This window comes from Pseudomonas stagnisoli (assembly GCF_048595745.1).
Classification (GTDB): domain Bacteria; phylum Pseudomonadota; class Gammaproteobacteria; order Pseudomonadales; family Pseudomonadaceae; genus Aquipseudomonas; species Aquipseudomonas alcaligenes_A.
Genome location: NZ_CP184361.1, coordinates 4,279,809 through 4,306,326, shown reverse-complemented (window position 1 = coordinate 4,306,326; position 26,518 = coordinate 4,279,809). Strand labels below are relative to the sequence as shown.

At 63.9% G+C, this 26,518-nt stretch carries 17 protein-coding genes and 1 pseudogene; 8 read left to right on the top strand and 10 right to left on the bottom strand.

Annotated elements, in window-relative coordinates; all coding sequences use genetic code 11:
* The first annotated feature begins 26 nt into the window (after window positions 1-26).
* Together ACOAPY_RS20570 and ACOAPY_RS20565 are read left to right on the top strand one after the other, a co-directional pair.
* The gene (locus ACOAPY_RS20570) at window positions 27-4,271 is read left to right on the top strand and encodes an RHS repeat-associated core domain-containing protein (protein WP_465154553.1); all 4,245 of its coding nucleotides are present in this window, start codon (window positions 27-29) and stop codon (window positions 4,269-4,271) included.
* A 611-nt stretch (window positions 4,272-4,882) separates the two neighbouring features.
* Window positions 4,883-10,438 (top strand): calcium-binding protein, encoded by a 5,556-nt coding sequence (locus ACOAPY_RS20565; protein WP_465154552.1) that lies wholly within the window; start codon window positions 4,883-4,885, stop codon window positions 10,436-10,438.
* 51 nt (window positions 10,439-10,489) lie between these two features.
* On the opposite strand, the pseudogene ACOAPY_RS20560 reads toward ACOAPY_RS20565, so the two are convergent.
* Window positions 10,490-10,573 (bottom strand): annotated as a pseudogene (locus ACOAPY_RS20560) (hypothetical protein); the annotation flags it as partial.
* 82 nt (window positions 10,574-10,655) lie between these two features.
* Between ACOAPY_RS20560 and ACOAPY_RS20555 the strand changes: the two are divergent.
* Window positions 10,656-12,134, top strand: coding sequence for a FadR/GntR family transcriptional regulator (locus tag ACOAPY_RS20555; protein WP_465154551.1), 1,479 nt, complete (start codon window positions 10,656-10,658; stop codon window positions 12,132-12,134).
* 3 nt (window positions 12,135-12,137) lie between these two features.
* On the opposite strand, the gene ACOAPY_RS20550 is transcribed toward ACOAPY_RS20555, so the two are convergent.
* Both ACOAPY_RS20550 and ACOAPY_RS20545 read right to left on the bottom strand, forming a co-directional pair.
* Window positions 12,138-13,361, bottom strand: coding sequence for a CaiB/BaiF CoA transferase family protein (locus tag ACOAPY_RS20550; RefSeq protein ID WP_465154550.1), 1,224 nt, complete (start codon window positions 13,359-13,361; stop codon window positions 12,138-12,140).
* Between the two features lie 142 nt (window positions 13,362-13,503).
* Window positions 13,504-14,685, bottom strand: a complete 1,182-nt coding sequence (locus ACOAPY_RS20545) for an acyl-CoA dehydrogenase (protein WP_465154549.1) — start codon at window positions 14,683-14,685, stop codon at window positions 13,504-13,506.
* Between the two features lie 178 nt (window positions 14,686-14,863).
* Between ACOAPY_RS20545 and ACOAPY_RS20540 the strand changes: the two genes are divergently transcribed.
* On the top strand, window positions 14,864-15,766 hold the full coding sequence (locus ACOAPY_RS20540; protein WP_465154548.1) for a LysR family transcriptional regulator: 903 nt from the start codon (window positions 14,864-14,866) through the stop codon (window positions 15,764-15,766).
* 60 nt (window positions 15,767-15,826) lie between these two features.
* On the opposite strand, the gene ACOAPY_RS20535 is transcribed toward ACOAPY_RS20540, so the two are convergent.
* The 7 genes from ACOAPY_RS20535 to oscA all read right to left on the bottom strand — a co-directional run bounded on the left by ACOAPY_RS20535 (window position 15,827) and on the right by oscA (window position 21,666).
* Entirely contained in the window at window positions 15,827-16,504 is a 678-nt protein-coding gene (locus tag ACOAPY_RS20535; RefSeq protein WP_465154547.1) for a hypothetical protein, read from the bottom strand.
* 402 nt (window positions 16,505-16,906) lie between these two features.
* Window positions 16,907-17,485: an MliC family protein gene (locus ACOAPY_RS20530; protein ID WP_465154546.1), complete on the bottom strand. Its 579-nt coding sequence runs from the start codon at window positions 17,483-17,485 to the stop codon at window positions 16,907-16,909.
* Between the two features lie 82 nt (window positions 17,486-17,567).
* On the bottom strand, window positions 17,568-18,557 hold the full coding sequence (locus tag ACOAPY_RS20525; protein WP_465154545.1) for a sulfate/molybdate ABC transporter ATP-binding protein: 990 nt from the start codon (window positions 18,555-18,557) through the stop codon (window positions 17,568-17,570).
* A 3-nt stretch (window positions 18,558-18,560) separates the two neighbouring features.
* Window positions 18,561-19,433, bottom strand: a complete 873-nt coding sequence (gene cysW, locus ACOAPY_RS20520; protein WP_465154544.1) for a sulfate ABC transporter permease subunit CysW — start codon at window positions 19,431-19,433, stop codon at window positions 18,561-18,563.
* A gap of 10 nt (window positions 19,434-19,443) precedes the next feature.
* Window positions 19,444-20,262: a sulfate ABC transporter permease subunit CysT gene (gene cysT, locus ACOAPY_RS20515; RefSeq protein WP_076427156.1), complete on the bottom strand. Its 819-nt coding sequence runs from the start codon at window positions 20,260-20,262 to the stop codon at window positions 19,444-19,446.
* A 100-nt stretch (window positions 20,263-20,362) separates the two neighbouring features.
* Window positions 20,363-21,361 carry a sulfate ABC transporter substrate-binding protein gene (locus tag ACOAPY_RS20510; protein ID WP_465154543.1) on the bottom strand — a complete coding sequence of 333 codons (999 nt, stop codon included), beginning with the start codon at window positions 21,359-21,361 and terminating at the stop codon, window positions 20,363-20,365.
* 122 nt (window positions 21,362-21,483) lie between these two features.
* A complete protein-coding gene (oscA, locus tag ACOAPY_RS20505) occupies window positions 21,484-21,666 on the bottom strand; it encodes a sulfur starvation response protein OscA (protein WP_465154542.1) in 183 nt (60 codons plus the stop codon).
* 266 nt (window positions 21,667-21,932) lie between these two features.
* Between oscA and ACOAPY_RS20500 the strand changes: the two genes are divergently transcribed.
* The 4 genes from ACOAPY_RS20500 (at window position 21,933) to ACOAPY_RS20485 (ending at window position 26,510) form a co-directional block, all read left to right on the top strand.
* Window positions 21,933-22,883 carry a GGDEF domain-containing protein gene (locus tag ACOAPY_RS20500; protein ID WP_465154541.1) on the top strand — a complete coding sequence of 317 codons (951 nt, stop codon included), beginning with the start codon at window positions 21,933-21,935 and terminating at the stop codon, window positions 22,881-22,883.
* A gap of 99 nt (window positions 22,884-22,982) precedes the next feature.
* Window positions 22,983-23,564, top strand: a complete 582-nt coding sequence (locus ACOAPY_RS20495; RefSeq protein ID WP_465154540.1) for an RBBP9/YdeN family alpha/beta hydrolase — start codon at window positions 22,983-22,985, stop codon at window positions 23,562-23,564.
* Window positions 23,565-23,653: 89 nt separating this feature from the next.
* A complete protein-coding gene (locus tag ACOAPY_RS20490) occupies window positions 23,654-24,565 on the top strand; it encodes a sigma 54-interacting transcriptional regulator (protein WP_465154539.1) in 912 nt (303 codons plus the stop codon).
* Between the two features lie 235 nt (window positions 24,566-24,800).
* Entirely contained in the window at window positions 24,801-26,510 is a 1,710-nt protein-coding gene (locus tag ACOAPY_RS20485; protein ID WP_465154538.1) for an amidase, read from the top strand.
* Window positions 26,511-26,518 lie beyond the last annotated feature (8 nt).

The following is a 26,518-nucleotide window of genomic DNA, read 5'->3' as shown; positions in this document are numbered from 1 at the left end:
GGGCGCGGTTCAAGGGAGTGCGAGCAGTGTTGAAGGGCATTATTGGCCGAGTGGGCCTGTGGTTGTGTGGGGGCGTGATGGCAGTGGGCGCTGGTTTGGCCTATGCCAAGCCGGGCCTGGATCATCGGTTTGCCACGCCGCATTACGCCGAGGGCGAGCTGCGCCTGGACGTGCTGGACCTGCAGGTGCAGGCCCTCGGCGGCCCGGTGCGCATCCTGCGCAGCTGGAAGGACGGCCAGTGGGTGTGGAACGAGCGCTGGGGGAATCTGGAGATCCTCGGCGCGGCGGACCCGGCGCTGGGTGCCGCCGACCCGGCCAACGCCGACAAGCCCTACGCCATCGTGCGCGCCGGGCAAAGCTACCTGCGCTCGAGCAGCACCACCCAGGGCCAGGACGTGTACTTCAACAACCTGCCGCAGCGCACCCTGATTGCGCTGCAGCGTGGCCTGGCCGGCTACCGCTGGCAGGACACCCAGGGCAACCGCAACGAATACGATGCCCAGGGCCGCATCACCGGCTATCAAGACCACAACGGCATCCGCACGACCCTGGTGCGCAACGCCGAAGGTCGCATCGCCGAGATCAAGGACCATCACGGCGTCACCCTGATCACCCTGACCTACAGCGGCGCCAACCTCACCAGCGCAAAGGACTACAGCGGCCGCGAAGTGAAGTACGAGTATAGCGGCAGCCGCCTGAGCGCGGTGACCGACGTGCTAGGCAAACGCTGGCAGTACCACTACGACACTAACGGCCTGGCCGGCTACAGCGACCCGCTGCAGCAGCGCACCACCCTGATCCTGGGCAAGGACGACAAGGTCCAGGAACACCGCCTGCCGGACGGCCGCTTCACCCAGTACAGCTACCGCTACGACGAAAACCAGGAACAGTACTACCTGCGCACCGTGAACGAAGCCGGCCTGGTCACCGAACGCTGGTACGACCGCCTGGGCCAACTGGTGCGTGAACAGCTGGACGGCGAGACCCAGTTCAGCCGCAGCTATTTGCTGTCGGACCGCTCCAGTGACATGAGCAAGGTGGCCGAGGCCTACCGCATCAGCGGCAAGAGCCTGTCGGTGAGCAAGGAAATCTCGCAGCGCCAGGGCCGCGCGCCGTCGCCCTACGTGGCGCAGATGACCGAAGAGGACGCCCACGGTAACCGTACCCTGACCGAGTACAACCGCTATGGCCAGGTCATCCGTGTGCAGTACGCGGACGGTAGCGAGATCCGGAAGAGCTACGACCCAGCGACCAATCGAGTGGCTGAAACAATCAACGAGCGGGACATCAAGACCCAGTACCGTTACGACGCCAAGGGCAACCTGATCGAACTGATCGAGGCGGCGGGGTTGCCGGAAGAGACGCGCACCAGCTATCGCTACAACGCCCTGGGTCAGTTGGAGCAGGAAGACCGGCCGGGCGACGACGCAGCGCAGACCCCGGCAGCGAGCTGGCAGTACGGCTATGACGACAAGGGCAACCGCAACCTGGAGCGAGACCCGCTGGGTTACGAGACTCGCTATACCCACGATGTGCTGGGCAATGTCCTCACCGTTACCAACGCCTTGAGCAAGACATGGGCCAGTACCTACGATGCGGCGGGCAATTTGAAGAGCCTGAAGACGCCGCTGAATCAGGAGACGCTGTACGGGTATAACGATCTGGGGCAGCGGATCAGTATGCAGCAGCCGAATGGAGCAATAACATCCATCGAGCCGAATGCAGCTGGCTTAGCCAAGAGCATTACTGACGCGGCGAATGCACGTACTCAGTTTGAATACGATGCGAGCCAGCATCTGGTGGCGGTGGTGGATGCCTATGGCAACCGCCGAGAAAGCCAATACGACAATCGTGGACGACTGGCTGCGCGTAAGGACCAGGGCGGCAATGCCACTCAGTATCGCTACGAGCAGGATCGACTTGCGGGTATCGACTACCCGACCTATCAGGAGCGCTACGAGTACGACAGTCGCGAGCGGCGGCTGAGTAATGTGCGTCACTATGGTGAGCGAGAGGGAAGCAAGAGCCAACGATCTCAATATCAATACCTAGAGGATGGCTTGTTGGCGGTGCAGGTCGATGCAGCGAACAATCCCACAGGTAAGAGCTATGACGGAATGGGGCGGTTGATTAGCAGTAGGGATGCTGAAGGTGGGGTAACCCGCTATGCCTATGACAGGCGCGGCAACCTTGTACAGCTAACCGACCCCGCTGGTCGTATCACCCGTTTCCGCTACGATGCCCGCGATACGGTAGTCGCTGAGGTCAAGGTTGGTAACGGCGATACACTGACCAACGAGCGCCGAGATGTTTACGATGAGTTGGGCAACCTCAAACAAGTCACCACTCCGGACGGCCGGATTAGCACCTATTACTACGATGACGCCAATCGCCTGACTCGTATTGATCATTTCGCCAGCGCTGCAGCAGTTGAAGGTGGAGTGGCCAATAGCACTATCGAATATGGCTACACCGTATTGAATCTTCTAGGTAACTACGAAGACGAAACCAGCAAGGCGGTCTACACCCACGACGTGCTGGGTCGGGTGGAAAGTATCACCACCACCTACAAGCAGGCCGACCCAGTCTTCAGCAAGACCATCAAGTACACCTACGACCTCAATGGTCGCAAGGCCAGCTATACCACGCCGGAGCAGCAGACCTACGGCTACCGCTATACCCCGCATGGTCGCCTGGCTGGCGTGAGCATTCCGGATGAAGGCAGCATCAGCTTCCAGGACTTCAACTGGATGATGCCGCAAAGCACCCTGTTCCCCGGTGGCAACCAGTACAGCTTCAGCTACGACGGCCTGCAGCGCTATGAGAGTCGGGTGCTTAAAGATGTGGCTGGCAATCCGATTCTGAGCAGCCAGTACGAATACGATGCGGCGGGCAATATCACCGCCATCGAGGGCCAGGGCGGCAAGACTACCTACGGCTACGACAAGCTGTACCGCCTTACCGAAGCCAAATATCCCGAGGAGGATGGCCGGAAGAACGAGGCCTATGCCTATGACGGCGTAGGCAACCGTCTGGACGAAGCAACCAGCAAGGGCGAGCTGGATATCACCCAGTGGCAGTACAACGCCCATAACCAGCTGGTCAGCCATGACGGCATCGGCTACCGCTACAACCGCGATGGCCATCTGATCGAGCGTGGCGCCCTGCAGGCCGATGGCAACCTGGTTCAGAGCGGCGGTATCGATCACTGGCTGTACCAGTACGACGCCCGTGAACGCCTGGTGGCGGTGCAGAAGAACGGCCAACTGCTGGCTCGTTATTCCTATAACCCGCTGGGCCAGCGCATCAGCAAGACCCTGCCGCAGCAGGGCACCACCACCTACTACCTGTACAGCGAAGAAGGCCTGGTGGGCGAATACGACGCTCAGGGCGAGTTGCAGCAGGAGTATGCCTTTGATCCGACCGCGACATGGATGAGCCAGCCGCTGTTCACCCGCGCCAAGGCGGCAAATGCTCAGGGCCTGCAGGTGCATTACTACGGCACCAGTCACCTGGGCACCCCGGAAGTGGCCTTCCTGAAGAGTGGTGAGGTGACCTGGCGAGCCAAGGCGCAGGCCTTTGGCGAAACGACCGTAACCCTAAGCGCCCTCAATAACCCGCTGCGTTTTCCGGGCCAGTACTTCGACCAGGAAACTGGGCTGCATTACAACTATTTCCGGGACTATGATCCAAGCTCGGGGCGCTATATAGAAAGCGATCCGATTGGATTAAGAGGTGGGGTCAATCGGTATGGTTATGTCGGGGGAAGTCCAATTGGAAAGATGGATCTTAAGGGGCAGGAGCCAGAGGAACAAGACGATTACACGCCCTGTTCATATTATGATCAGGTGGCAGAGGAGAACAAGTGTAAATATCATGAAGGTGCTGCAAAAATATGTCGAGGTGAGTCCACGTTGGACTCTGTTGGTGCTAACAATTTTCTGAAGGCGTGTAGTTACGTTAGCTCTAAGGCTGGTGATGGTAGTAGCTATGCAGATGCCTCCGTTAGAAATTGTATAAGAAAGTGTTTAGTCGAGTCTGATAGACAGGCTAGGCAAAAGCCTGAGTGTCAAGTTCCGCCGCAGGACTGTCAGCCTGGAAATGAACCTGGTGGAGGCTGTACGGCTAATAAATGCATTGATGAGTACCATAATAAGTGCTTTAGTCAGTGCGGTGTTGCTAAGAGGTGCTACGGTGGTAACTATCCTTATCCGTATACCAATGACGACCCGTTCTGGAAGCCGGCAAGAGATTGGTGGGTGAATATGTGAGTTATGAGTATGGTATGAAGATATTTTTCTATGTTGTGAATTTTATAGTTTTCTTGGTTTCTTTAGGGTTGATAGTTCTGGGGTGTGCGAGCCTTGTTCAGTTGATTGGGGAGGGTGAGGTTAGGGCCGAAGGGCTATACGTCGTGTTCCTGTTTCTTGTTGCCCCCATCCTGATTTTTATTGGGAGTATTTCAAAGCTGGCTTCTGGCTTTAAGAGTGGGCGAGGTGGGTTTTATATGCCTCTATCTTTGCTCTTGTTCTTTCAGGCATGGGGGTTCCACTCATATACGTATGTATCGTTGATGTTTTGTGGGGGGGCTCTCATTTTTTGTGCGGCCTCCTTTTATGTGGATAGGTTTGGGCTTTGAGATCGCTCGCTACGAGGGCGGATTTATGGCCCTGTAGGGTGGGTCATTGACCCGCGCTGATCGGGGCACTCCTCCAAATGTGGTGCTGGCTGTCGCGGCGAAACATGGCTTGGCGGCGGCCGAAACATCGCTACGTTGAGTGGATATGAAAAGGTGCGGAAATATTCCCGTACCTGGAAGATAAGCGGTTTTTTTATTACTTGGTCGGCGCAAGGGTCGGCCATCGGGGGAGTTGGGGGAAAGATGTTCAAGCAATGGATGGCCGGCCTGCTGGCCCTATGGAGCGTCGGCGCCTGGGCCGAGGATAAGTTGTGTGCGGTGGTGCTGATCGAGATCGCCCAGGAGTTGACCTTGGAGCGGCAGGCCTTCGAGGCCACCATGCGCATCAACAATGGCCTGGACACCATCAACCTCGATACCCTCAAGGTCAATGTGCTGTTCGAGGATGACAATGGCAATGTGGTCAAGGCCAGTTCCGACCCGAATGCCACCGATGCGGCCTTTTTCATTCGGCTGGACGACAGCAACAACGTCAACAGCCTGCAGTCCGGGGCCGATGGCGCCATCACCAATGGCGTGGTGCCGGCCAAGGCCAGCGGTGTACTGCGCTGGCTGATCATCCCCACCGCCGGTGCCGCCGGCGAGGGCCTGTCCGGCAAGCGCTACAACGTTGGTGCCAGCCTGAGCTACAACGCCGGTGGCAAGACCGAGTCCCTGACGGTGACCCCCGACACCATCACGGTCAAACCGCAGCCGGAGCTCACCCTCGACTACTTCCTGACCAAGCAAGTGATTGCCGACGATGCCTTCACCCCCGGCATCGAGGCGCCTGAGCCCTATACCCTTGGCGTGCGCGTGCGCAACAGCGGCCGTGGCGAGGCCAAGAACCTGAAGATCGAGTCGGCCCAGCCGAAGATCGTCGGCAACGATCAGGGCCTGGCGATCAACTTCCGCATTACCCACAGTTTCGTCGACGAGGCGCCGGCCGCGCCAACCCTGCTGATCGACTTCGGCGCGGTGGCGCCGGGCAAGAACCGCAACGGGCGCTGGCTGATGGAGAGCTCGCTGTCCGGCGAGTTCATCGACTTCAAGGCATCCTTCTCGCACCCGGACGAGCTGGGCGGCAAGATGACCTCCCTGCTGGATGCGGTGAATACCCACTTCCTGCTGCGCGATGTAGTGGTCGACCTGCCGACCCGCGACCGCGTCCGAGACTTCCTCGCCTTCGTCGGCGATGAGCTTTATGTGTTCGAGTCTGACAGCGTGGGCCAGGCCGAGAATGCCCCCTGCGTCGACTGTGCCCCGGTGGCGAGCCTGAAGGGCGCCCTCGGCGGCGGCTCGACCCTGCGTACCCTGCTCGTCAGCGATGTGCAGCCGGGTTATGGCTATGTGCGCGTGGCCGACCCCTATGCCGGCAGCAAGGGCCTGCAGCGTGTGGTGCGCAGCAATGGCATGGCACTGTCCTCGCACAACGCCTGGCTGAGCAAGGAGCGCGCCGAGGATGGCGTGACCTTCAAGTACTACCTGAATATCTTCGATACCACCCCTGACGCTCAGTATACGGTGGAATTCGGTGAGCTGACCCAGGAGCCTAAGCCTCCGGTATTCATGCCGATCTCCGACCGCAGCACCTACGAGGGTGGCCAGGTCGGCTTCCTGGTACGCGCCAGCGACCCCAATGGCACCGTGCCCAAGCTGTTCGCCGAAGGCCTGCCGACAGGAGCAACCTTCAAGGATGATGGCGGCGGCAGCGGCACCTTCTACTGGACCCCGCTGCAGGGACAGGCCGGGCGCTATGTGGTGAACTTCCGCGGCTCCGATGGCGCTCTGGATACCACCCTGCCGGTGGGCATCCGCGTATTCCGCGAGGGCGACAACGACGGCGACGGCATGGACGACGCCTGGGAGCGCGAGCAGTTCGGCAATCTCGACCGCGACGGCAACGGCGACTTCGATGGCGATGGCATCAGCGACCTGGATGAGCATGACCAAGGTTCCGACCCCAAGGAGGCCGAGCTGACCCCGCTGCCACCGCAGCTGGACGTGCCGGCGGACAACGCTGAGGTGACCGCGCTCTATCCGACCCTGCGGGTGCAGAACAGCGCCAACGGCCAGGGCAAGAACTTCAAGTACTGGTTCGAGCTGTATGAGGACGAGAACTTCGGCCGTCTGCTGGCCAAATCCGACGAGATCGAGGAAGGCAGTGGCCATACCCAGTGGACCGTGGCCGAAGGCGATCTGATCGGCAACGCCACCCTGCATGACAACCGTCGTTACTACTGGCGCGCGCGGGTCACCCACGCCAGCGGCAGCAGCGAGTGGGTCAATGGTCGCTTCTTCATCAACCAGGCCAACGACGCGCCGAGCGCGCCGACCCTGCTCAACCCGACGCCCATGGGGCTGGTGGCAAGCACGCGTCCGACCTTCCAGTTCAACAACAGCTTCGATCTGGACAAGGATGCCCTGAGTTATCGGGTGCGGGTGTTCAGCGAGGACGACGACGAGTTCACCCAGCCCGTAGTGGAGGTGACCGGCCTGTTGCCGGGTGAGAGCGGCGTGACCGAATGGCAGTCGCCGACCGAGCTGCAGGAGAACAGCTTCTACCTGTGGCTGGTGGAGGCGGTCGACGAGCATGGCGAAGTGACCCGTAGCGAGCCGAGCATGTTCGGCGTGAGCCTGAGCAACGAAGCCCCGAGCGAGCCCGTTCTGGCTTGGCCGCTGCAGGATCAGCGCATCGACAAGGCCGAGGGTGTGGTGCTGCGCCTGGACCCGGCGAGTGATCCGGAGCGTCAGCCGCTCAGCTATCGCATTCAGATCGACACCAGCGAGCGTTTCGACTCGGGCGCCGTGATTGATTCTGACTGGATCACCGCGACTCAGGGGCGGATCGAGTGGAGCGTGCCGGCGACCCTGGTCGAGAACCAGCATTACCATTGGCGCGCCCGTGCCAGCGATGGTGAACAGGAGTCTGCCTGGGTCACCGGCCGCTTCCAGGTCAACCAGTCCCAGGAGGCGCCGGCGACTCCGGCTATCTCCAACCCGGCGAGCGGTGCCTGGGTGGAAGTACGCACTCCGCGTCTGGAAGTGCACCCGGCGGTCGACCCGGATGGCGATGCGCTGAGCTACGAGTTCGCCCTGCATACCCTGAATGACAATGAGCCGCTGGCCACCCAGGTGGTGAGTGAACTGGGCTGGTCGCCGTCATTCCCGCTGCAGGACAACAGCGACTATCGTTGGCGCGTGCGTGCCATCGACGCTACCGGCCTGAGCTCCCCCTGGAGTGGCTGGCAGCAGTTCTTCGTCAATGAGAACGGCGTGGACGATGCGCCTGGCCTGAGTTTCGTGCTGCCGGATGCCGAGCAGACCCTGACCGGTGGCAGCGTGATCATTCAGTGGACCGACCAGGACCCGGACAGCGCGGCCACCATCGATCTGTTCGCCAATGGCCAGCCGATTGCCACTGGCCTGGCGGAGGATCAGGACGGCGACGCTGACCGCTTCGAGTGGTCGCTGGCTGGTGTGCAGCCCGGCACCTATCGCATCAGTGCGGTGATTCGCGATGCTGCCAGCAACGTGACCGTTGACGCCTGCTGCAGCATGACCCTGCTGCCGCCGACTCCGCAGGTGCGCGTCACCCCGATAGGCTCCCTGCAACTCGACGAGTTCGGTGAGGCCGTGGCCGAGGTCGAGGTCGCTCTGGATCGCGGTCCCAAGCCGGGCCAGAGCGTGATGCTGAACCTGGCCCTCGGCGACGAGTCCGAGGCCCGCCTGCTCAACGAGCAGCCGTACCTGTACTTCACCGCGGAGAACTGGCAGCAGCCGCAACGCATTCGTGTGCGTGGCGTGGACGACTGCAGCATCGACGGTGCTCAGTCCGTTGGCCTGGAGCTGCTGCCGTTGCAAAGCAGCGACAGCGACTTTGCCGGACTGGACCCGCAGGATGTACTGCTGACCACTGCGGACAATGAGCGGGAGGGGCAGGAGCTGTTCGTCTGCCACTATCAGGTGATCTCCCGCTCCGACGTGGATGCCGACGGCATGGTCGATGTCACAGTGCGTCCCGAGCTGTCGAATACCGGTGTCGCACTGACCACCGCCACGGCTGTGCCTTCTATCCAGGGGGCCGGTGTCAGCCTGGCAGGGGCGGCCGAGGTGCGTTTCAGCAAGGTGCTCAGCGGTACTCGCAGTCAGTCTCACGACAGCATCGTGCTGCGCCAACCTGCCAATGAGCCGGTACTGTTCAGCCGTGTGCACTGGGTCGTCGAGCCTGGCACTCCAGAGCCGGTCACCACGGGTGGCGAAGGTGCCGACACGCTGACCGGCACCAGCGGCAACGACACCATAGAGGGCCAGGCGGGCGACGATGTGCTCTATGGTCGCGGGGGTAACGATGTGCTGATCGGTGGCGCCGGTAAGGATACCCTCTATGGCGAGGGTGGCGACGATACCTTCATCGTGCTGGGTAGCGACGAGTCTGCCGACACCTTCAACGGCAGTGCTGGATATGACCAGATTCTGGGCGGGGAAGGCGACGATGTCATTCGCGTCAGCAACTACACGAGCACCAACCGTGTGGAGCTGATCGATGGCGCTCAGGGCCGCAACCGTATCGAAGGCACGGCGGACGCGGACAGCATGGATTTCCGCGTTACCGAGCTGCGTGACATCGAGGCGATCGATGGCCTGGGGGGTAATGACTACATCATCGGCAGTACGGCTGGCGATGTGATCATCGGCGGTGCCGGTAACGACGAGCTGCTGGGTGATAAGGGGGACGACACCTTCCTCGTCACCGGCGCGCAGGGCCATGACCGTATCACCGGTGGCGACGGCGCCGATAAGATCCAGGGTTCGTCTGGCGATGATCGCATCGGTTTCAGCTACTACGGCGGGAGCATCAGTGTCGAGCTGATCGACGGTGGCGATGGCGTGAACATCGTCACCGGTGACGATGCGAGCAATACCCTGTACTTCACAGACACCCTTTTGCAAGGCATCTCGCGGATCGATGGACAAGGTGGTGCCGACACGATTCGTGGCAGCGCCGGCAACGATGTCATTGACGGTGGTCCTGGCGTCGACACCATCGACGGTGGACTGGGCGATGACACGATCCTGTTCTATGGCGACAGCAGTGAGGTCGATGTTCTGAAGGGTGGTGAGGGCTTCGATCGTCTGTTGGGTAGTTCGGGTGACGATGCCCTGACGTTCAGCTCCTTCTCTGCGGTCAATGGTATCGAGCTGATCGATGGTGACGGTGGCTTCAACCGCTTAGTGGGCACGGCGGCCAGCAATGTCCTGGACTTCTCCGCGACTCGTCTGGTGGGTATTGCCCAGCTCGAAGGTGGGGTGGGTAATGATCGGATTATCGGCAGCGTCGATGCGGATGTACTGCTCGGCAACCAGGGCAACGACACCCTGATTGGTGGTGGCGGTGGTGATGTCTATCGGTTCGCCGAGGGTGATGGTCGCGATGTCATCGAGGACAAGGGGCGCGAGGGGGACATTGATCGCCTGGTCCTAGAGGCGCCCTGGACGCCAGCCAGTATCTGGATCAGCCAGTCGGGCAATGACCTGCGTTTGGTTAAGGGGCTTGACCAGATCACCATCAGGGGTTGGTTCAGCAATCCGCTGAATCGCATCGAGCGCATCGAATTGCTGGATGGCGAGGTCTTGCCGGTCGATGAAGTCGAGCCGCTGCGTAAAGTCATGGCTGGTATGTCCTCCGTGCCCACAAAGCGCACTGCTGCACAGCAGAGTCAGCTGGTGGCGGCTCTGGCCAAGGCTTGGAAGAAGTAGATTCGGCCTTTATGAAACGGCCCCCTTAATGGGGGCCGTTTGCTTTCTGGCTCAAGCCAGCCACCCCTCCGCCTTGGCCCGGGCCACGGCCTGGGGGCGGCGCTGTACGCCGAGCTTGACGTTGATCCGCCGCGCCTGCAGCTGTTGCCCTGGTGCTTTACTAAGTTATGGAAAAATGGACTAAAGTGACGCCTTCTCCATGGAATGGATGGCAAATATGTCGGATCAATCAGGTTCTCTCCTGGTTTCGACACGGCCGGCCAAGCTGGCCGAACGGGTGGCCGAGGCGCTGAAGCGCGACATCAGCGCGATTGGCTGGCCGGTCGGCCAGGTGTTCGGCTCCGAGGCGCAGCTGATGGAGCGCTACGGTATCGGCCGGGCCACCCTGCGCGAGGCGATACGCCAGTTGGAGCGCCACGGCGTGGCCAATATGCGCCGTGGCAGCGGTGGTGGCCTGGTGATCAGTCGTCCGGCGCGCGACTCGGCGGCGCTGGCGCTGGCCACCTACCTGGAACTGATCGATGTCAGCTTTGGCGAACTGTACGAGGCGCGAGCGCTGATCGAGTCGCAGGCGGTGCTGCTGGCCGCCGAGCGGCTGGACGAGCCTGACATCCCGCGGGCGCGGGAACTGATCGAGCTGCTCGGGCAGGAGCAGCCCGGCTGCTTCAACGTCGAGCTGCACCTGCTTGCCGAGGTGCGCGACTTCATCTGCCGGGTTTCCGGCAATGCGGCGATCAGCCTGATCCTTGAAGCCCTGCAATGTGTCACCGTCAGCGGCCGCACGCCGCGCGACGCGCATGGCCGGGCGCGGGTGCAGGCAGTGTTCGGCCAGGTGCGCCGGCTGAAGATCGAGTTGCTGGAAGCGCTGATCGGCGGTGACGGCCTACGCGCCCGCGAGCGCATCCAGGACAAGCTGCGCCTGACCCGCGAGCTGCTCATCGAACTGCGCGGCGGTCTGAGTCATGGCCCCACCTCGGCCATGACCGAGCTGGCGGCGGCTCCCGACTTTGCCTTCTCGCGGGTCTACGACAAGAGCGCCCACCGCCTGGCCGTGGTCATCGCCCGCAACATCAGTGCTTCGGGGCTTGGCAGTGGTGCGCGGATCGGCGCCGAGCCGGACCTGCAGGCGCGGCATGGTGTCAGCCGCGCGGTGCTGCGCGAGGCGGTGCGCACGCTCGAGCTGCACGCCATCGTGCGCAGCCGGCGCGGCCCTGGTGGCGGCCTGCTGGTGGCCACACCGGACCCCAGCTACACCGTGCGCCTGGCGGTGGAGTACCTGGGCCAGACACAGCCGCTCAGCCAGCATTTTCATGCGGTGTGGAAGAACCTCCAGCTGGCGGTGGCCGGGCTCGCGGCTGAGCGCTTGGACGCTGCCGGGCGGCAGCGCCTGCAGGGACTGCTGGACAGCCTGCAGCGTGCCAGTGGGGCGGAGCGTCTGCGGCGCAGTGGTGAACTCGACCTGTGCCTGGCCGAGCTCAGCGGCAACCGGGCGCTGGCGCTGTTCGTGCGGCTGCTCGGCGCATTGGCCGAGAGCTACCCGACCGGCGCGGTGGCACAGTGGATTCTGCAGCACCTCGGCGAGCACCAGGCGCGCCTGGGGGCGGCGGTGCTGGCCGGTGACCCCAGCCTGGCCCGGCGGCGCATGCTTGATCAGCTGCGCCTGATCGAGACCGGTTTCGGCCTGGCCGAGGACTAGGTCCTACACCACGCCGGCATTGCGCAGCGCGGCAATCTGCTCCTGATCCAGGCCGAGCAGGCGCTTTAGCACGGCGTCGCTGTGCTCGCCGAGCAGCGGCGGCGCATTGCGATATTCGACCGGGCTGGCGGACAGGCGCAGTGGGCTGGCCACCTGGGGCGTGGTGCTGCCCAGACTGTTGGGTAGATCGAGGCGCAGACCGCGGGCCTGGACCTGCGGATCGGCGAACACCTGGGCCAGGTCGTTGATCGGCCCGCAGGGCACGCCGGCCGCCTCCAGCAGCGTCACCCATTCGGCGGTGCTCTTGAACACCGTGGCCTGGCGCAGCAGAGGGATCAGCTCGGCGCGGTGATCGACTCGCGCCTTGTTGGTGGAAAAGCGCGGGTCGTCGGCCAAAGCCGGTAGGCCGGCGACCTCGCAGAACTTGCGGAACTGTCCATCGTTGCCCACGGCGAGGATGAAATTGCCATCGGCGCTGGGGAAGTCCTGGTAGGGCACGATGTTCGGGTGGGCGTTGCCCATGCGCCGGGGCGCAACGCCGGTGGCCAGGTAGTTCATCGCCTGGTTGGCCAGGCAGGCCACCTGCACGTCGAGCAGCGCCACATCGACGTACTGGCCTTCGCCGGTCTTGTCGCGGTGCGCCAGGGCGGCCTGCACGCCGATGGCGGCGTACAGGCCGGTGAGCAGGTCGGTGAGGGCGACGCCGGTCTTCATGGGACCGCCACCTTCCTCACCATCGGGCTTGCCGGTCAGGCTCATCATGCCGCCGAGGCCCTGGATCATGAAGTCGTAGCCTGCCCGCCTGGCGTAGGGCCCGTCCTGCCCGAAGCCGGTGATCGAGCAGTAGATCAGTCGCGGGTTGACCGCTTTCAGCGAGGCATAGTCGAGGCCGTAGGCCGCCAGACCGCCGACCTTGAAGTTTTCCAGCAGCACGTCGCACTGCGCTGCCAGCTCACGCACCAGGCGCTGGCCCTCGGGCTGGGTGAAATCCAGGGTCAGCGACTGCTTGTTGCGGTTGGCGCACTGGAAGTAGGCCGCTTCGCGGCTGTCGTTGCCGGTGCCATCCTTGATGTAGGGCGGGCCCCAGTGACGGGTATCGTCGCCACTGCCGGGGCGCTCGACCTTGATCACCTCGGCGCCGAGGTCGGCGAGAATCTGCCCGGTCCAGGGGCCGGCGAGCACGCGGGACAGGTCGAGAACACGCAAATGGGACAGGGCGCCGGGCATATGGATCTCTCGGAGAAGTCCCCTCTCCCGCTAGCGGGAGAGGGCTAGGGAGAGGGAAGGTTGGTGCGCCGGAATATCGCCCTCTCCCCCTGCCCCTCTCCCATAAATGGGCGAGGGGAGAAAGACGCGCGGCCAAAGTGACTTAGAAGAACGCCTGCAGACCGGTCTGGGCACGGCCTAGGATCAGTGCGTGGACGTCGTGAGTGCCCTCGTAGGTGTTGACTACCTCCAGGTTGACCAGGTGGCGGGCCACGCCGAACTCGTCGCTGATGCCGTTGCCGCCCATCATGTCGCGGGCCATGCGCGCGATATCCAGCGCCTTGCCGCAGCTGTTGCGCTTCATGATCGAGGTGATCTCCACCGCGGCGGTGCCCTCGTCTTTCATCCGGCCCAGGCGCAGGCAGCCTTGCAGGGCCAGGGTGATCTCGGTCTGCATGTCGGCCAGCTTCTTCTGGATCAGCTGGGTCTGCGCCAGCGGGCGGCCGAACTGGGTGCGGTCCAGGGTGTACTGGCGCGCGGTGTGCCAGCAGAACTCGGCGGCGCCCAGGGCGCCCCAGCTGATACCGTAACGGGCGGAGTTGAGGCAGGTGAACGGACCTTTCAGACCGCGCACGTCGGGGAAGGCGTTCTCCTCGGGGCAGAACACATTGTCCATGACGATTTCCCCAGTGATCGAGGCGCGCAGACCGACCTTGCCGTGGATGGCCGGCGCGGACAGGCCTTCCCAGCCTTTTTCCAGCACGAAGCCGCGGATCTCGCCGGCGTCGTCCTTGGCCCAAACCACGAACACGTCGGCGATCGGGCTGTTGGTGATCCACATCTTGCTGCCGGTCAGGCGGTAGCCGCCGTCGACCTTCTTGGCGCGGGTGATCATCGAACCCGGGTCGGAGCCGTGGTTCGGCTCGGTCAGGCCGAAGCAGCCGATGTATTCGCCGCTGGCCAGCTTGGGCAGGTACTTCTGTTTGGTCGCCTCGTTGCCGAACTCGTAAATCGGCACCATCACCAGCGACGACTGCACGCTCATCATCGAGCGGTAGCCGGAATCGATGCGCTCCACTTCGCGGGCGATCAGGCCGTAGCACACGTAGTTCAGGCCGCTGCCGCCGTAGGTTTCGGGAATGGTGGCGCCGAGCAGGCCGGTCTCGCCCATCTCGCGGAAGATCTTCGGGTCGGTCTGCTCGTGGCGGAAGGCCTCCAGCACGCGCGGGGCCAGCTTGTCGGCAGCGAACTGCTGGGCGCTGTCGCGCACCATGCGCTCTTCTTCGGTCAGCTGCTGGTCCAGCAGGAGCGGGTCGATCCAGTTGAAGCTTGCCTTGGCGGCCATGGTGCAATCCTCGAAGCGGTGGCAGTGAAGGGCCGGCGCGAAGCCGGGCAGTGGAGAAAGACTAGGCCTGCGCGGCGCGGGCGGCAAACGAGTATTTCGCACGCTGTTGTGCGTAAAATTCACTTCGAGATAGCCTGAATCAGCTTTTTTGCTGCTTATGAGTGAGGCTTAGGCATACATGCGTCGCAAGATTCCCAGCACCGCGGCCCTGGTGGCCTTCGAGTCCGCCGCCCGCCACCAGAGCTTCACCAAGGCTGCCGACGAGCTGGCGCTGACCCAGAGCGCCGTATGCCGGCAGATCGCCGGACTGGAGGAGTTCCTCGGCATCGAGCTGTTTCGCCGCTCGCGGCGGGGCGTGAAGCTGACCGAGGCGGGCCTGGCCTACAGTCGCAAGGTGGCCGCACAGCTGGATGCGGTGGAGCGCGACACCCTGGCCGCCATGGGCCAGCAGGGCGCCCAGGGGCTGGAGCTGGCCGTGGTGCCGACCTTCGCCACCCAGTGGCTGGTGCCCCGCCTCAAGGAGTTCCAGCGTCTGCACCCGGAGGTCACGGTGCACCTGACCAACCGCACGCGGCCTTTCCTGTTCGCCGACACCGAGTTCGACGCCGCCATCTACTTCGGCGATGGCGACTGGTCGGGCACCGAGGCGCACTACCTGATGCCCGAGGAGCCGCTGCCGGTATGCAGCCCGGAGCTGCTGGGCGAGCGCACGCAGTTTGCCGCCACCGAGCTGGCCAACCTGCCGCTGCTGCAGCAGAGCACCCGGCCCTACGCCTGGCGTCAGTGGTTCGCTGCACAGGGCCTGAACGTGCCGCGCGATATGAGCGGGCCGCGCTACGAGCTGTTCTCCATGCTGGCCCAGGCGGCCATGCATGGCATGGGCGTAGCGCTGATCCCGCCGTTTCTCATCCAGCGTGAACTGGACGCCGGCCTGCTGGTGCCGGCGCATCCGGCGGCACTGCTGAGCAGCGACAGGGCCTACCGGCTGATGATTCCAGAGCGCAAGGCCGAGTCTGCGGCGTTACGTGCTTTCCGCGACTGGCTGCTGCAGGCGGCGCGCGAGTATCGCGGCGTGGCATAAGGCGATACGGCGGGCATGAAAAAGCCGGGCATTGGCCCGGCTTGCTTTAGCACATGCTGCTCAGAGCGAGCCGGCGACTTGGCCGAGACTCATCCACTGGCCGGTCATGGAGCGTGCATGGCGATCCACGGTGGTCGGCGCAAAAGCGCGGCCCGAGGCGCTGGCCAGGGCGTTGCTGCCGCTGTTCATGTCCATCAGCGCGGCGCGCAGGAACTTCCAGCGGGTCTGCAGCTTGGCCACGGCAGGGTTGGCCTTGCCATCCAGGCTGCCCAGTTCCTTGTCGATCTGCGGTACCAGGATGCGCTCGTCCTGGCCGACATAGTTGTCCGGCTGCTCGCGAGCGATCTCGAAGCTGCCGATATAGGAGCGGCTGAGGTACTGCACGGCGAGGTACTCGACCTGTGCCGGCAGCTCGCCGAGCGGGTCGGCGTTGGGCACGCCGCGTGCCACGGTCAGTAGTTCACGCAGGGCCTTGGCCAGATCCTGAGGATATTCCCAGGGCATGTTGTCTTCGTTGGGGCCAAAGGAAACACCCAGGCGTAACTGGGTAACAAGTTTGGTGGTCAATCCGGGAATTTCCGAACTGGCGCTCATGGCCGCCTGGGCAGATGTCTCCAGATCGGCGATGTCCTTTTCCAGACGCTGCAGATGCTCTTCCTGGAAGCCCTCGCCACGGACCAGCAGCAGGCTGCTGGTGGCGCGGCTGGCGTACACCTGTACTTGTTCGGCGGCCGTCATGGCGGCGGCCTGGGCCACGGCAGAGAAGCTCGCCGCAATCCCGATAAATAGCGAAAAATACAATCGAATCAAAGAATTACGATTCATCCCCGGTCGCTCCCTAATTATTCTTGTCGGTGCGTGATGTCAGAAGGCAGGGCGGCCATCGGCACAGTGGCAACAGCCTACTGCGCTTGTCATAGCAAAGGATGAGCCAAAAGAGTGATTCGTATCGCAATTCTGGCGCCGCCGCCGTGACGGTCCGGCTTTATGAGCTAGAGGGTCCAGGGCTGCCTGATGCCAGGTGCATGGCCGTCCGGGGTATGCGGCGGGCTTCGGCATGGCTGGCGGTCTGCACGGAACTGCCCGGCCGCACGCGAACGCCAGCGCGGACAGGGAAACTCATGGCGGTGGCGGGCAGCATCAGCGGGCGTTGCACTTCATCTCGGGCGCTTCATAGCCCCACACCACCGTCGCCTCACCCTGATGCTCCCAGAAGCTCTCGTTGCGTCCCTGATAGCGCGCACCGCTGGCGGCCGGTTGCAGGTACATGAGCGAGCTGCTGTCGCCGAAGTCGACGATGGCGGTCGGTGGCTCGGTGCGGAAGAAGGTGGCGGCCACTTCCTTGGCCGGGTTGCCGTCACATTGGTAGAAGATCGGGCCTGTGGCCTCGATGAGCCGGTAGCGCGCCTGCAACTCGGCGATGCGCAGGCGGTAGCTGTCGGCGATGCAGGTGGGCTGATCGTCGCTTTTCCAGCAGTCGTTGCGCCCCTTGATCCAGCCCCGCTGCTCGGCCTTGAGTAGCGGGGGATGTTCGTTGCCGGCCTTCTGCTGCGCGGCCTTGTAGACCTCGGCCATTTGCCGGTCCAGTGCCGAGAGCGCATCGCTCTGGCAGATCTGCTGCTCGATGCTGCCGGCGTTGACCTGGCTGCAGTCGAAGGCGGGTTGCGCCGCCTGTGACTGGCTCGCCAGCAGGGTCAGAGCAAGGGCAAACGTACGCATAAGGATCTCCATCTCGGGCTTGGTCAGAAGCCTAGCCCAGGATGAGGCGGCCCGGCGCGAGTTTGCCCTCAGGGGCAGTGGCTCAACGCAGGGTGTCGGGTCGATGCCGCCCAGGTTTGAAGAACAACTGGGCGCCGCGCTCAAGACCTTCCAGGCTGCTGTGATCCTTGATCACCTCGGCCTCGATCAGCTCGTCCTGTCCTTCCACCTGGAGCGTTACTCGGGTGATCGCACCGAGCGGGCGGATGTCGCGCACTTGCGCCGCGCGGTGCTCGTCGAGGGCCAGGCGCGACAGCGACACCTCGTGCGGACGGAACAGCAGGTGCTGGTCGTCGCCCAGGTGCAGGCGGTTGGAGTCGCCGAGGAAGTGGTAGACGAAGTCGCTGGCCGGCTGCTCGTAAACCTCGGCCGGCGAGCCGATCTGTTCGATAGTGCCCTTGTTCATCACCACGATGCGGTCGGCCACTTCCATGGCTTCTTCCTGGTCGTGGGTGACGAACACGCTGGTCAGGTGCACTTCCTCGTGCAGGCGCGCCAGCCAGCGGCGCAGTTCCTTGCGCACCTTGGCGTCGAGGGCGCCGAAGGGTTCGTCGAGCAGCAGCACCTTGGGTTTCACCGCCAGGGCGCGAGCCAGGGCGATACGCTGGCGCTGGCCACCGGACAGCTGCTCCGGGTAGCGGTCGGCCAGCCAGTCGAGCTGGACCATGCCGAGCAATTCGTGCACCCGTTCGGCGATTTCCGCCTCGCTCGGGCGTTCGCCCTTGGGCTTCATGCGCAGGCCGAAGGCGACGTTGTCGAACACCGTCATGTGGCGGAACAGGGCGTAGTGCTGGAACACGAAGCCGACGTTGCGATCACGCACGTCGTGGTTGGACACGTCCTCGCCGTGGAACTGGATGCTGCCGGCGTCCGGCGTCTCCAGGCCAGCGATGATGCGCAGCAGGCTGGTCTTGCCGCAGCCGGAGGGGCCGAGCAGGGCCACCAGCTCGCCGCTGTGGATATCCAGGTTGATCTCGTTGAGCGCGCGGAAGGCGCCAAAGGTCTTGCTGACGTTACGGATTTCGATGGACATGGCTTATTCCTCCGCGTCGCTGTGACGTAGGCGGGACAGACGGGATTCGCTCCACTGCTTGAGCAGCAGGATGATCAGCGCCAGGGCCAGCAGCAGGCTGGCGACGCTGAAGGCGGCGACATGGTTGTATTCGTTGTAGAGAATCTCGACGTGCAGCGGCAGGGTGTTGGTGTAGCCGCGGATATGCCCGGACACCACCGATACCGCGCCGAACTCACCCATGGCCCGCGCAGCGCACAGCACCACGCCGTAGATCAGGCCCCATTTGATGTTGGGCAGGGTCACGTGCCAGAACATCTGCCAGCCACTGGCGCCGAGCAGGCGCGCGGCTTCCTCCTCCTGGGTGCCCTGCTCCTGCATCAGCGGGATCAGTTCACGGGCGACGAAGGGCACGGTGACGAAGATGGTCGCCAGCACGATGCCGGGCAGGGCAAAGATGATCTGGATGTCGCGGTCCTGCAGCCATTCGCCGAAGAAGCCCTGGGCGCCGAACAGCAGTACGTAGATCAGGCCGGCGATCACCGGTGAGACGGAGAACGGCAGGTCGATCAGGGTCACCAGCAGGCTCTTGCCGCGGAACTCGTACTTGCTCACGCACCAGGCGGCGGCCACGCCGAACACCAGGTTGAGTGGCAGGGCGATGCCGACGGCGAGCAGGGTCAGTTTCAGCGCGGCAATCGCGTCTGGCTCCAGCAGGGCGCTGAAGAAGGTGCCGAAGCCGAGCTTGAGGGCTTCGCTCAGCACCACGAACAGCGGCAGCAGGAGGAACAGGGCAAAGGTCAGCCACGCGCCGGTGATCAGTACACGGCGACCCAGGGGGCTGCCACGGCGCTGATCATTGGCCAGGGTGGAGGACGACAGAACGGTGCTACTCATGGCGGCCTCCTTATGGGCGTTCGATGCGGCGCTGCAGCAGGTTGATCAGCAGCAGCAGGATGAAGGACACCACCAGCATCAGCACGCCGATGGCCGTGGCACCGTGGTAATCGTACTGGTCGAGCTTGACCATGATCAGCAGCGGCAGGATCTCGGTCTTCATCGGCATGTTGCCGGCGATGAAGATGACCGAGCCGTACTCGCCGACGCCACGGGCAAAGGCCAGGGCGAAGCCGGTCAGCCAGGCCGGCAGCAGGGCCGGCAGCAGCACATGGCGGAACACCTGAAAGGGCCTGGCACCCAGGCAGGCGGCGGCCTCTTCGACCTCGCGCGGAATGTCTGCCAGTACCGGTTGCAGGGTGCGCACGACGAACGGCAGGGTGACGAAGGTCAGCGCCAGGGTGATGCCCAGCGGGGTGTAGGCGATCTTGAAGCCCAGCTCAGTGGCAAACTGGCCGACCAGGCCGGCCGGGGCATACAGCGCGGTGAGCGCGATACCGGCCACGGCGGTGGGCAGGGCGAAGGGCAGGTCGATCATCGCATCGATGATCTTGCGCCCGGGGAAGCTGTAGCGCACCAGCACCCAGGCCAGCAGGGTACCGATCACACCATTGAGGAGGGCGGCGGCGAAGGCAGTGCTGAAGCTCAGCTTGAGCGCAGCCAGCACACGTGGTGCGCTGATGATGGCCCAAAATTCGGCCCAACTCAGTTGGGCGGCGTGCACGAACATGGCACCCAGGGGAATCAGCACCAACAGGCTGAGGTACACCAGGGTGTAACCCAGCGTCAGCCCGAAGCCGGGTATGACGGGGGAAATGCGGCGTGACATTGCTATGTCCCTTGTTCTTGGGGTGGGCAGGACGGGTGAAACCCGCACGAGGCCGGGTGATGGCTTATCGCGCGGGTCGCACTCGCCCTACGGATGACTCTTAGTGGGCCTGGTAGATCTGGTCGAAGATGCCGCCATCGTTGAAGAACTTGGGCTGTGCGGTTTTCCAGCCGCCGAAGTCCTTGTCGATGGTCACCAGCTTCAGCTGCGGGAACTGTTTGGCGAACTCGGCGGCGACCTTCTCGTCACGCGGACGGTAGAAGTTCTTCGCGGCGATGCGCTGGCCTTCCTCGCTGTACAGGTACTGCAGGTAGGCGGTGGCGACTTCGCGGGTGCCCTTCTTGTCGACGTTCTTGTCGACCACGGCCACCGGCGGCTCGGCCAGGATGGACAGGCTCGGCGCGACGATTTCGAACTGGTCGCCGCCTTGTTCCTTCAGCGCCAGGAAGGCCTCGTTCTCCCAGGCCAGCAACACGTCGCCGATCTGGTTGTTGACGAAGGTGATGGTCGAACCACGGGCGCCGGTGTCCAGCACCGGGACGTTCTTGTACAGCTTCTGCACGAACTCCTGGGCCTTGGCCTCGCTGCCGTACTTCTGCTGGGCATAGGCCCAGGCGGCCAGGAAGTTCCAGCGTGCGCCGCCGGAGGTCTTCGGGTTGGGGGTGATCACTTCCACGCCCGGCTTGACCAGGTCATCCCAGTCCTTGATGCCTTCCGGGTTGCCCTTGCGCACCAGGAACACGATGGTCGAGGTGTAGGGGGTGCTGGATTGCGGCAGACGCTCCTGCCAGTTTTCCGGGATCAGCTTGCCGAGCTTGTGCAGTTCGTCGATGTCGCCGGCCAGGGCCAGGGTCACCACATCGGCGCGCAGGCCGTCGATCACCGCGCGGGCCTGCTTGCCCGAGCCACCGTGGGACTGCTGGATCTTCACCGCTTCCTTGCCCTGGGCGGTCCAGTGCTTGTTGAAGGCGGCATTGAACTCCTGATAGAGCTCGCGGGTTGGGTCGTAGGAGACGTTGAGAATCTCGTTGGCCGCGAGGGCCTGGCCGGAGAACAGGGCGGAGGCCAGTGCGGCCAGGGCGAATCGACGGATGGACATGGAACTGCTCCTGAGAAGACGTATGGGCTTGGCTTTATGGGGTTGGGCGCTGCAGGGGTGTGCTCGCGGCCAGAAAACAGTGGCGATACGCCCTCCGGAGGTCCGGTCGGGTGGTCTTGGAGTCAGGCGGTTTTGCTGGCCTGGTGCTGCAGGCGGATTTTTTCCTTGCGCTCGATTTGCACGACCTGACCGTTATGCACGGTGATTTCCACCGCGCCGAAACGCAGGTTCTGCAGGGCGACTTGGATTTCACGCAGAATGCCGGCTTCGTCCTGGCCTTCGACGCTTCTGAGGGTTGCGCTCATGACTTCTGCTCCTTGGAGTGGTGCCCGGGGTGGGCGTGGAGCGGATAGTAGGGCCATGTGGTTTAGTCTTAAAAAGAATATTTAATGATTTATTTATTCTTTTGAGATCTATGGCGGCGTAGATACCGCCAAATCAGGCGCGGGTTCCCGCTTCCTGACCACGGAGTCGAAAATTCTGCCGCTCGTCACAACCCGCAGGTGCCAGCATCGCCAGCGTGGTCGCAGCGCCATAGGCTTTGTGCATGAATGTCACGAGGCGGCGTCCGATGGACGACAACGAGCAGGCTCCCAGCGAACTGGAAACCCTGACCCTGGCGCTGCTGCACAGCAGGGGCGAGGTCGAACGCCTGCGTGAGCGCGAGCTGCTGGTGAGCAGCCTGCTGGGCAGCCTGAATGCCGTGCTCTGGGCCTTCGACTGGGACCAGCAGCGGGTGGTCTATGTCAGCCCCGCCTACGAGCAGATCTTCGGGCGTAGCGCCGCGCTGCTGCTGGCCGACTACAACGAGTGGCTCAACAGCATCTACCCGGATGACATGGAGTACGCCGCCCGCAGCCTGGCCTCGGTGCACGAGCTGGGGTCGGTGGAGCAGCGCGAGTACCGCATCATCCGGGGCGATGGTGAAGTGCGCTGGCTCAGCGACAAGTGTTTCGTCAGCCCGACCAGACTGGTCGTCGGCATTGCCGAGGACATCACCGAGAAGAAGGCCCTGCAGAGCGAGCTGCACCGCTTGGCCACCCGTGACGTGCTGACCGGCGCGAGCAATCGCCGACACTTCTTCGAGTGTGCCGGGCAACTGTTCGCCGAGGCGCGCAGCAGCGGCCAGCCGCTGTCGTTCCTGCTACTCGACATCGACGACTTCAAGAAAATCAACGATACCCACGGTCACCAGATGGGCGACCGTGTGTTGCAGCGGGTGGCCCACTGCGGCGCCTATGTGCTGCGCCGCGACGATCTGTTCGGGCGCATCGGTGGCGAGGAGTTCGCCGCGCTGTTTCCCAACTGCGACGCCGAGCAGGCGCGACAGGTGGCCGAGCGCCTGCAACGCGAGGTGCAGCGCCTGCAGTTCGCCAGCGATGGCGAGAACTTCGGTGTGACCATCAGCCAGGGCATCACCCTGCTTGGCGAAGGCGATGTGCTGGACGACCTCTATGCGCGCGCCGATGCGGCGATGTACCAGGCCAAGCGCCGGGGCAAGGACTGCATCGTGATTGATTGATAGTTCATCGTGGAATAAGTAAATAAATTCTTATTCCTTCATTGATGGTCCCATCCTGCCTAGACTGGCCCTCGAAACGCATTCGAGGAGGCCTCGCACATGGCCAGTCAAACGACTCACTACCTGATCCTGCCGGGCTGGCAGGGCTCGCCGGACGACCACTGGCAGAGCCACTGGCAGCGCAGTCTGCCGAATGCCAGTCGGGTAGAGCAGACAGACTGGTTCAACCCCGATCCGCACAGTTGGGTCGCGGCCCTCGAGCGGCAGGTCGCCGCAGCCCGGGGTTCGCTGGTTCTGGTGGCCCATAGCCTTGGCTGTGTGACAGTGGCCCGCTGGGCTGCTCAAGCGCCGCTGGCTTCGCTGCGCAAGGTGCGCGGCGCCCTGCTGGTGGCGCCGGCCGATGTCGAACGCGCCAACTGCCCCGAGGCCCTGCAGGGGTTCGCCCCCATCTCCCGCGAGTTGCTGCCTTTCCCCAGCCTGCTGGTGGGCTCGGACAACGACCATGCCGCCAGTGCGCAGCGCGCGCTGCAACTGGCCCGCGACTGGGGCAGCCAGGCGGCGATCCTGCCAGGAGCAGGTCACATCAACGTGAAGTCCGGGCATCAGCGCTGGGAGCAGGGCTTCGCCTATCTGTACCGCCTGCAGCGGCAGATCGAGCAGTTGGAGCGCCGGCGCGCATGACCCGGCGAGTGCGCCCGCGCCGTTGGCGTCATTTCATTACCATTTGAGCCACCGCGTGGCGGCGGCTCGCGTCGAGACGAGTACGTTACATGAGCCGCCCCGCTTCTCCCCAACAGGCCCTGCTGACCTTCGGCGATGCCGAGAAAAGCCCGCTAAGCATTCGCGCCAAGGCGCTGGTGTTCGTCGATCCGCGCTCACGGCAACTGCGCGAGCAGGCCAATGCCCTGGCGATCGTCGATCTGCCGGTATTGATCGTCGGCGAAACCGGCACGGGTAAGGAGTTGCTGGCGCGTCACCTGCATCGCGAAAGCGAGCGGGGTGGTCTGTTCGTTTCCGTCAGCTGCGGCTCGATCAGTTCGCAGTGGGGCGAGGCCGAGCTCTTCGGTCATGCGGCGGGTGCCTATGTCGGCGCCGCCAGCAGCCGGGCCGGCTGGTTCGGCTCGGCCAATGGCGGCACCCTATACCTGGATGAGATCGGCGATCTGCCGCTGGCCCTGCAGGAAAGGCTGCTGGCAGCACTGGAGACCCGCGAGGTACTGCGCGTCGGCAGCCAGCAGGCCGTGCCAGTCGACGTGCGCCTGGTGGCCGCCACCAGCATCGATCTGGCCCAGGCGGTGGCGGCCGGCAAGTTCAATGAGCGTCTCTATCACTACCTGGATGAGGGGCGTCTGCCGCTGCCGGCACTTCGCGAACGCCCTGGCGATATCCTGCCGCTGGCCGAGTACTTCCTCGGCATCTATGCCCAGCGCCTGGGCCTGGCGATCCCGCAGATCGGCGCGACTGCCCAGGTGGCTTTGGAGAGCTACCCCTGGTACGGCAACACCCGTGAGCTGGAGAACGTCATTCACTTCGCCCTGCTGGTCAGCAGCGGCGACGAGATCCTGCCGCAGCATCTCAATCTGCCGGTCGCTGATCTCGAACGGCAGATTGCCCGCCTCGATCCGCTGGAGCGCGCTCGGTTGCTGGAACGGCTTCAATGCTCGCCGGCCATCGGCCGATAGCTGCACTTCTTTGCCGCAAATCCGACTAACGTTGGGACTTGGGCGGGCTGCAGAATGGTGGGCCGGAGCAGGGCAAACGGCGTCTCGGTTTTTCCCCAGTCATCCGCTTGCTGGCAGTGCTCAAACAGAGCTGTTTGACATAATCGACTATCTGTTCGACATAATTGACGCTCCAATTCCAAAGCTCGGCATGCCCAGGCATCCGCCGTGCACCAAAGCCTCCAGCGGGGACAAGATGATCGAGGTAACCGAGGTTTCCATTGCCGAGCTGCGTGCCGCGCTCGAATCCGGCCGCACCACTGCGGTCGAACTGGTCGAGGCCTACCTGGCCCGGATCGACGCCTACGACGGCCCCGACTCCGCCACCCGCCTCAATGCCGTGGTGGTGCGTAACCCTGAGGCGCTGCAGGAGGCCGCGGCATCCGACGCCCGGCGTGCCCGTGGCGAGACCCTCGGCCCGCTGGATGGCATTCCCTACACGGCCAAGGACAGCTACCTGGTCAAGGGTCTCACCGCCGCTTCCGGCAGCCCGGCCTTCAAGGACCTGGTGGCCCAGCGCGACGCCTTCACCATCGAGCGCCTGCGCGCCGCTGGCGCCATCTGTCTGGGCAAGACCAACATGCCGCCCATGGCCAACGGCGGCATGCAGCGCGGCGTCTATGGCCGCGCCGAAAGTCCGTACAACGCGCAGTACCTGACCGCGCCCTTCGCCTCCGGCTCGTCCAATGGCGCCGGTACCGCCACCGCCGCCAGCTTCGCCGCCTTCGGCCTGGCCGAGGAAACCTGGTCCAGCGGCCGTGGGCCGGCCTCGAACAACGGCCTGTGTGCCTATACGCCGTCGCGCGGGGTGATCTCGGTGCGCGGCAACTGGCCGCTGACGCCGACCATGGACGTGGTGGTGCCCTACGCGCGGACCATGGCCGACCTGCTGGAAGTGCTCGACCTGGTGGTGGCTGATGATCCGGACACGCGTGGCGATCTCTGGCGCCTGCAGCCCTGGGTGCCGATCCCCAAACCGTCCGAGGTGCGCCCGGCGTCCTACCTGGCGCTGGCCAAGGGCACGGCCGTGCTCAAGGGCAAGCGCCTGGGCGTGCCGCGCATGTACATCAACAAGGACGAACTGGCCGGCACCAGCGAGAAGCCCGGCATCGGCGGGCCTACCGGGCAACGCATCCACACCCGCGCGTCGGTGATCGCACTCTGGGAGGCGGCGCGCGCGACGCTGGAAGCGGCCGGGGCCGAAGTGGTCGAGGTCGATTTCCCGCTGGTGTCCAACTGCGAGGGAGACCGCCCCGGCGCGCCCACCGTGTTCAACCGCGGCATCGTCAGCCCGGAGTTCCTCCATGACGAGCTGTGGGAGCTGTCGGGCTGGGCGTTCGACGACTTCCTGCGCGCCAATGGCGACCCCAAGCTGAACCGGCTGGCGGATGTCGACGGGCCGCAGATATTCCCGCACGACCCGGGCACCCTGCCCAACCGCGAGGACGACCTGGCGGCCGGCATGGACGAGTACGTCAACATGGCCAAGCGCGGTCTCAAGACCTGGGAGCAGATCGAGACCCTGGCGGCCGGCCTGCGTGGGCTGGAGCAGACCCGCAAGCTCGACCTGGAAGACTGGATGACGCAGCAGGGCCTGGACGCCGTGCTGTTCCCCACCGTCGCCGACGTGGGCCCGGCGGATGCCGACGTGAATCCACAGTCCGCGGACATCGCCTGGAGCAACGGTATCTGGGTGGCCAACGGCAACCTGGCCATCCGCCACCTGGGCGTGCCGACCGTCACTGTGCCGATGGGCGTGATGGCCGATATCGGCATGCCGGTGGGGCTGACTTTTGCCGGTCGTGCCTATGACGACAACCAGCTGCTGAGCCTGGCCGCGGCCTTCGAGGCCACTGGCAGCAAGCGCCAGGTGCCGCCGCGCACACCACCGCTGGTGCGCCGCTAGCGGCCATG

What these genes read in the sequence shown, in the direction of transcription:
- ACOAPY_RS20485 (WP_465154538.1), top strand. Translation starts at nt 24,801, where the DNA reads ATGATCGAGGTAACCGAGGTTTCCATTGCCGAGCTGCGTGCCGCGCTC.
- ACOAPY_RS20565 (WP_465154552.1), top strand. Translation starts at nt 4,883, where the DNA reads ATGTTCAAGCAATGGATGGCCGGCCTGCTGGCCCTATGGAGCGTCGGC.
- cysT (WP_076427156.1), bottom strand. Translation starts at nt 20,262, where the DNA reads ATGTCACGCCGCATTTCCCCCGTCATACCCGGCTTCGGGCTGACGCTG.
- ACOAPY_RS20525 (WP_465154545.1), bottom strand. Translation starts at nt 18,557, where the DNA reads ATGTCCATCGAAATCCGTAACGTCAGCAAGACCTTTGGCGCCTTCCGC.
- ACOAPY_RS20550 (WP_465154550.1), bottom strand. Translation starts at nt 13,361, where the DNA reads ATGCCCGGCGCCCTGTCCCATTTGCGTGTTCTCGACCTGTCCCGCGTG.
- ACOAPY_RS20555 (WP_465154551.1), top strand. Translation starts at nt 10,656, where the DNA reads ATGTCGGATCAATCAGGTTCTCTCCTGGTTTCGACACGGCCGGCCAAG.
- ACOAPY_RS20540 (WP_465154548.1), top strand. Translation starts at nt 14,864, where the DNA reads ATGCGTCGCAAGATTCCCAGCACCGCGGCCCTGGTGGCCTTCGAGTCC.
- oscA (WP_465154542.1), bottom strand. Translation starts at nt 21,666, where the DNA reads ATGAGCGCAACCCTCAGAAGCGTCGAAGGCCAGGACGAAGCCGGCATT.
- ACOAPY_RS20510 (WP_465154543.1), bottom strand. Translation starts at nt 21,361, where the DNA reads ATGTCCATCCGTCGATTCGCCCTGGCCGCACTGGCCTCCGCCCTGTTC.
- ACOAPY_RS20530 (WP_465154546.1), bottom strand. Translation starts at nt 17,485, where the DNA reads ATGCGTACGTTTGCCCTTGCTCTGACCCTGCTGGCGAGCCAGTCACAG.
- ACOAPY_RS20535 (WP_465154547.1), bottom strand. Translation starts at nt 16,504, where the DNA reads ATGACGGCCGCCGAACAAGTACAGGTGTACGCCAGCCGCGCCACCAGC.
- ACOAPY_RS20545 (WP_465154549.1), bottom strand. Translation starts at nt 14,685, where the DNA reads ATGGCCGCCAAGGCAAGCTTCAACTGGATCGACCCGCTCCTGCTGGAC.
- ACOAPY_RS20490 (WP_465154539.1), top strand. Translation starts at nt 23,654, where the DNA reads ATGAGCCGCCCCGCTTCTCCCCAACAGGCCCTGCTGACCTTCGGCGAT.
- ACOAPY_RS20500 (WP_465154541.1), top strand. Translation starts at nt 21,933, where the DNA reads ATGGACGACAACGAGCAGGCTCCCAGCGAACTGGAAACCCTGACCCTG.
- ACOAPY_RS20495 (WP_465154540.1), top strand. Translation starts at nt 22,983, where the DNA reads ATGGCCAGTCAAACGACTCACTACCTGATCCTGCCGGGCTGGCAGGGC.
- cysW (WP_465154544.1), bottom strand. Translation starts at nt 19,433, where the DNA reads ATGAGTAGCACCGTTCTGTCGTCCTCCACCCTGGCCAATGATCAGCGC.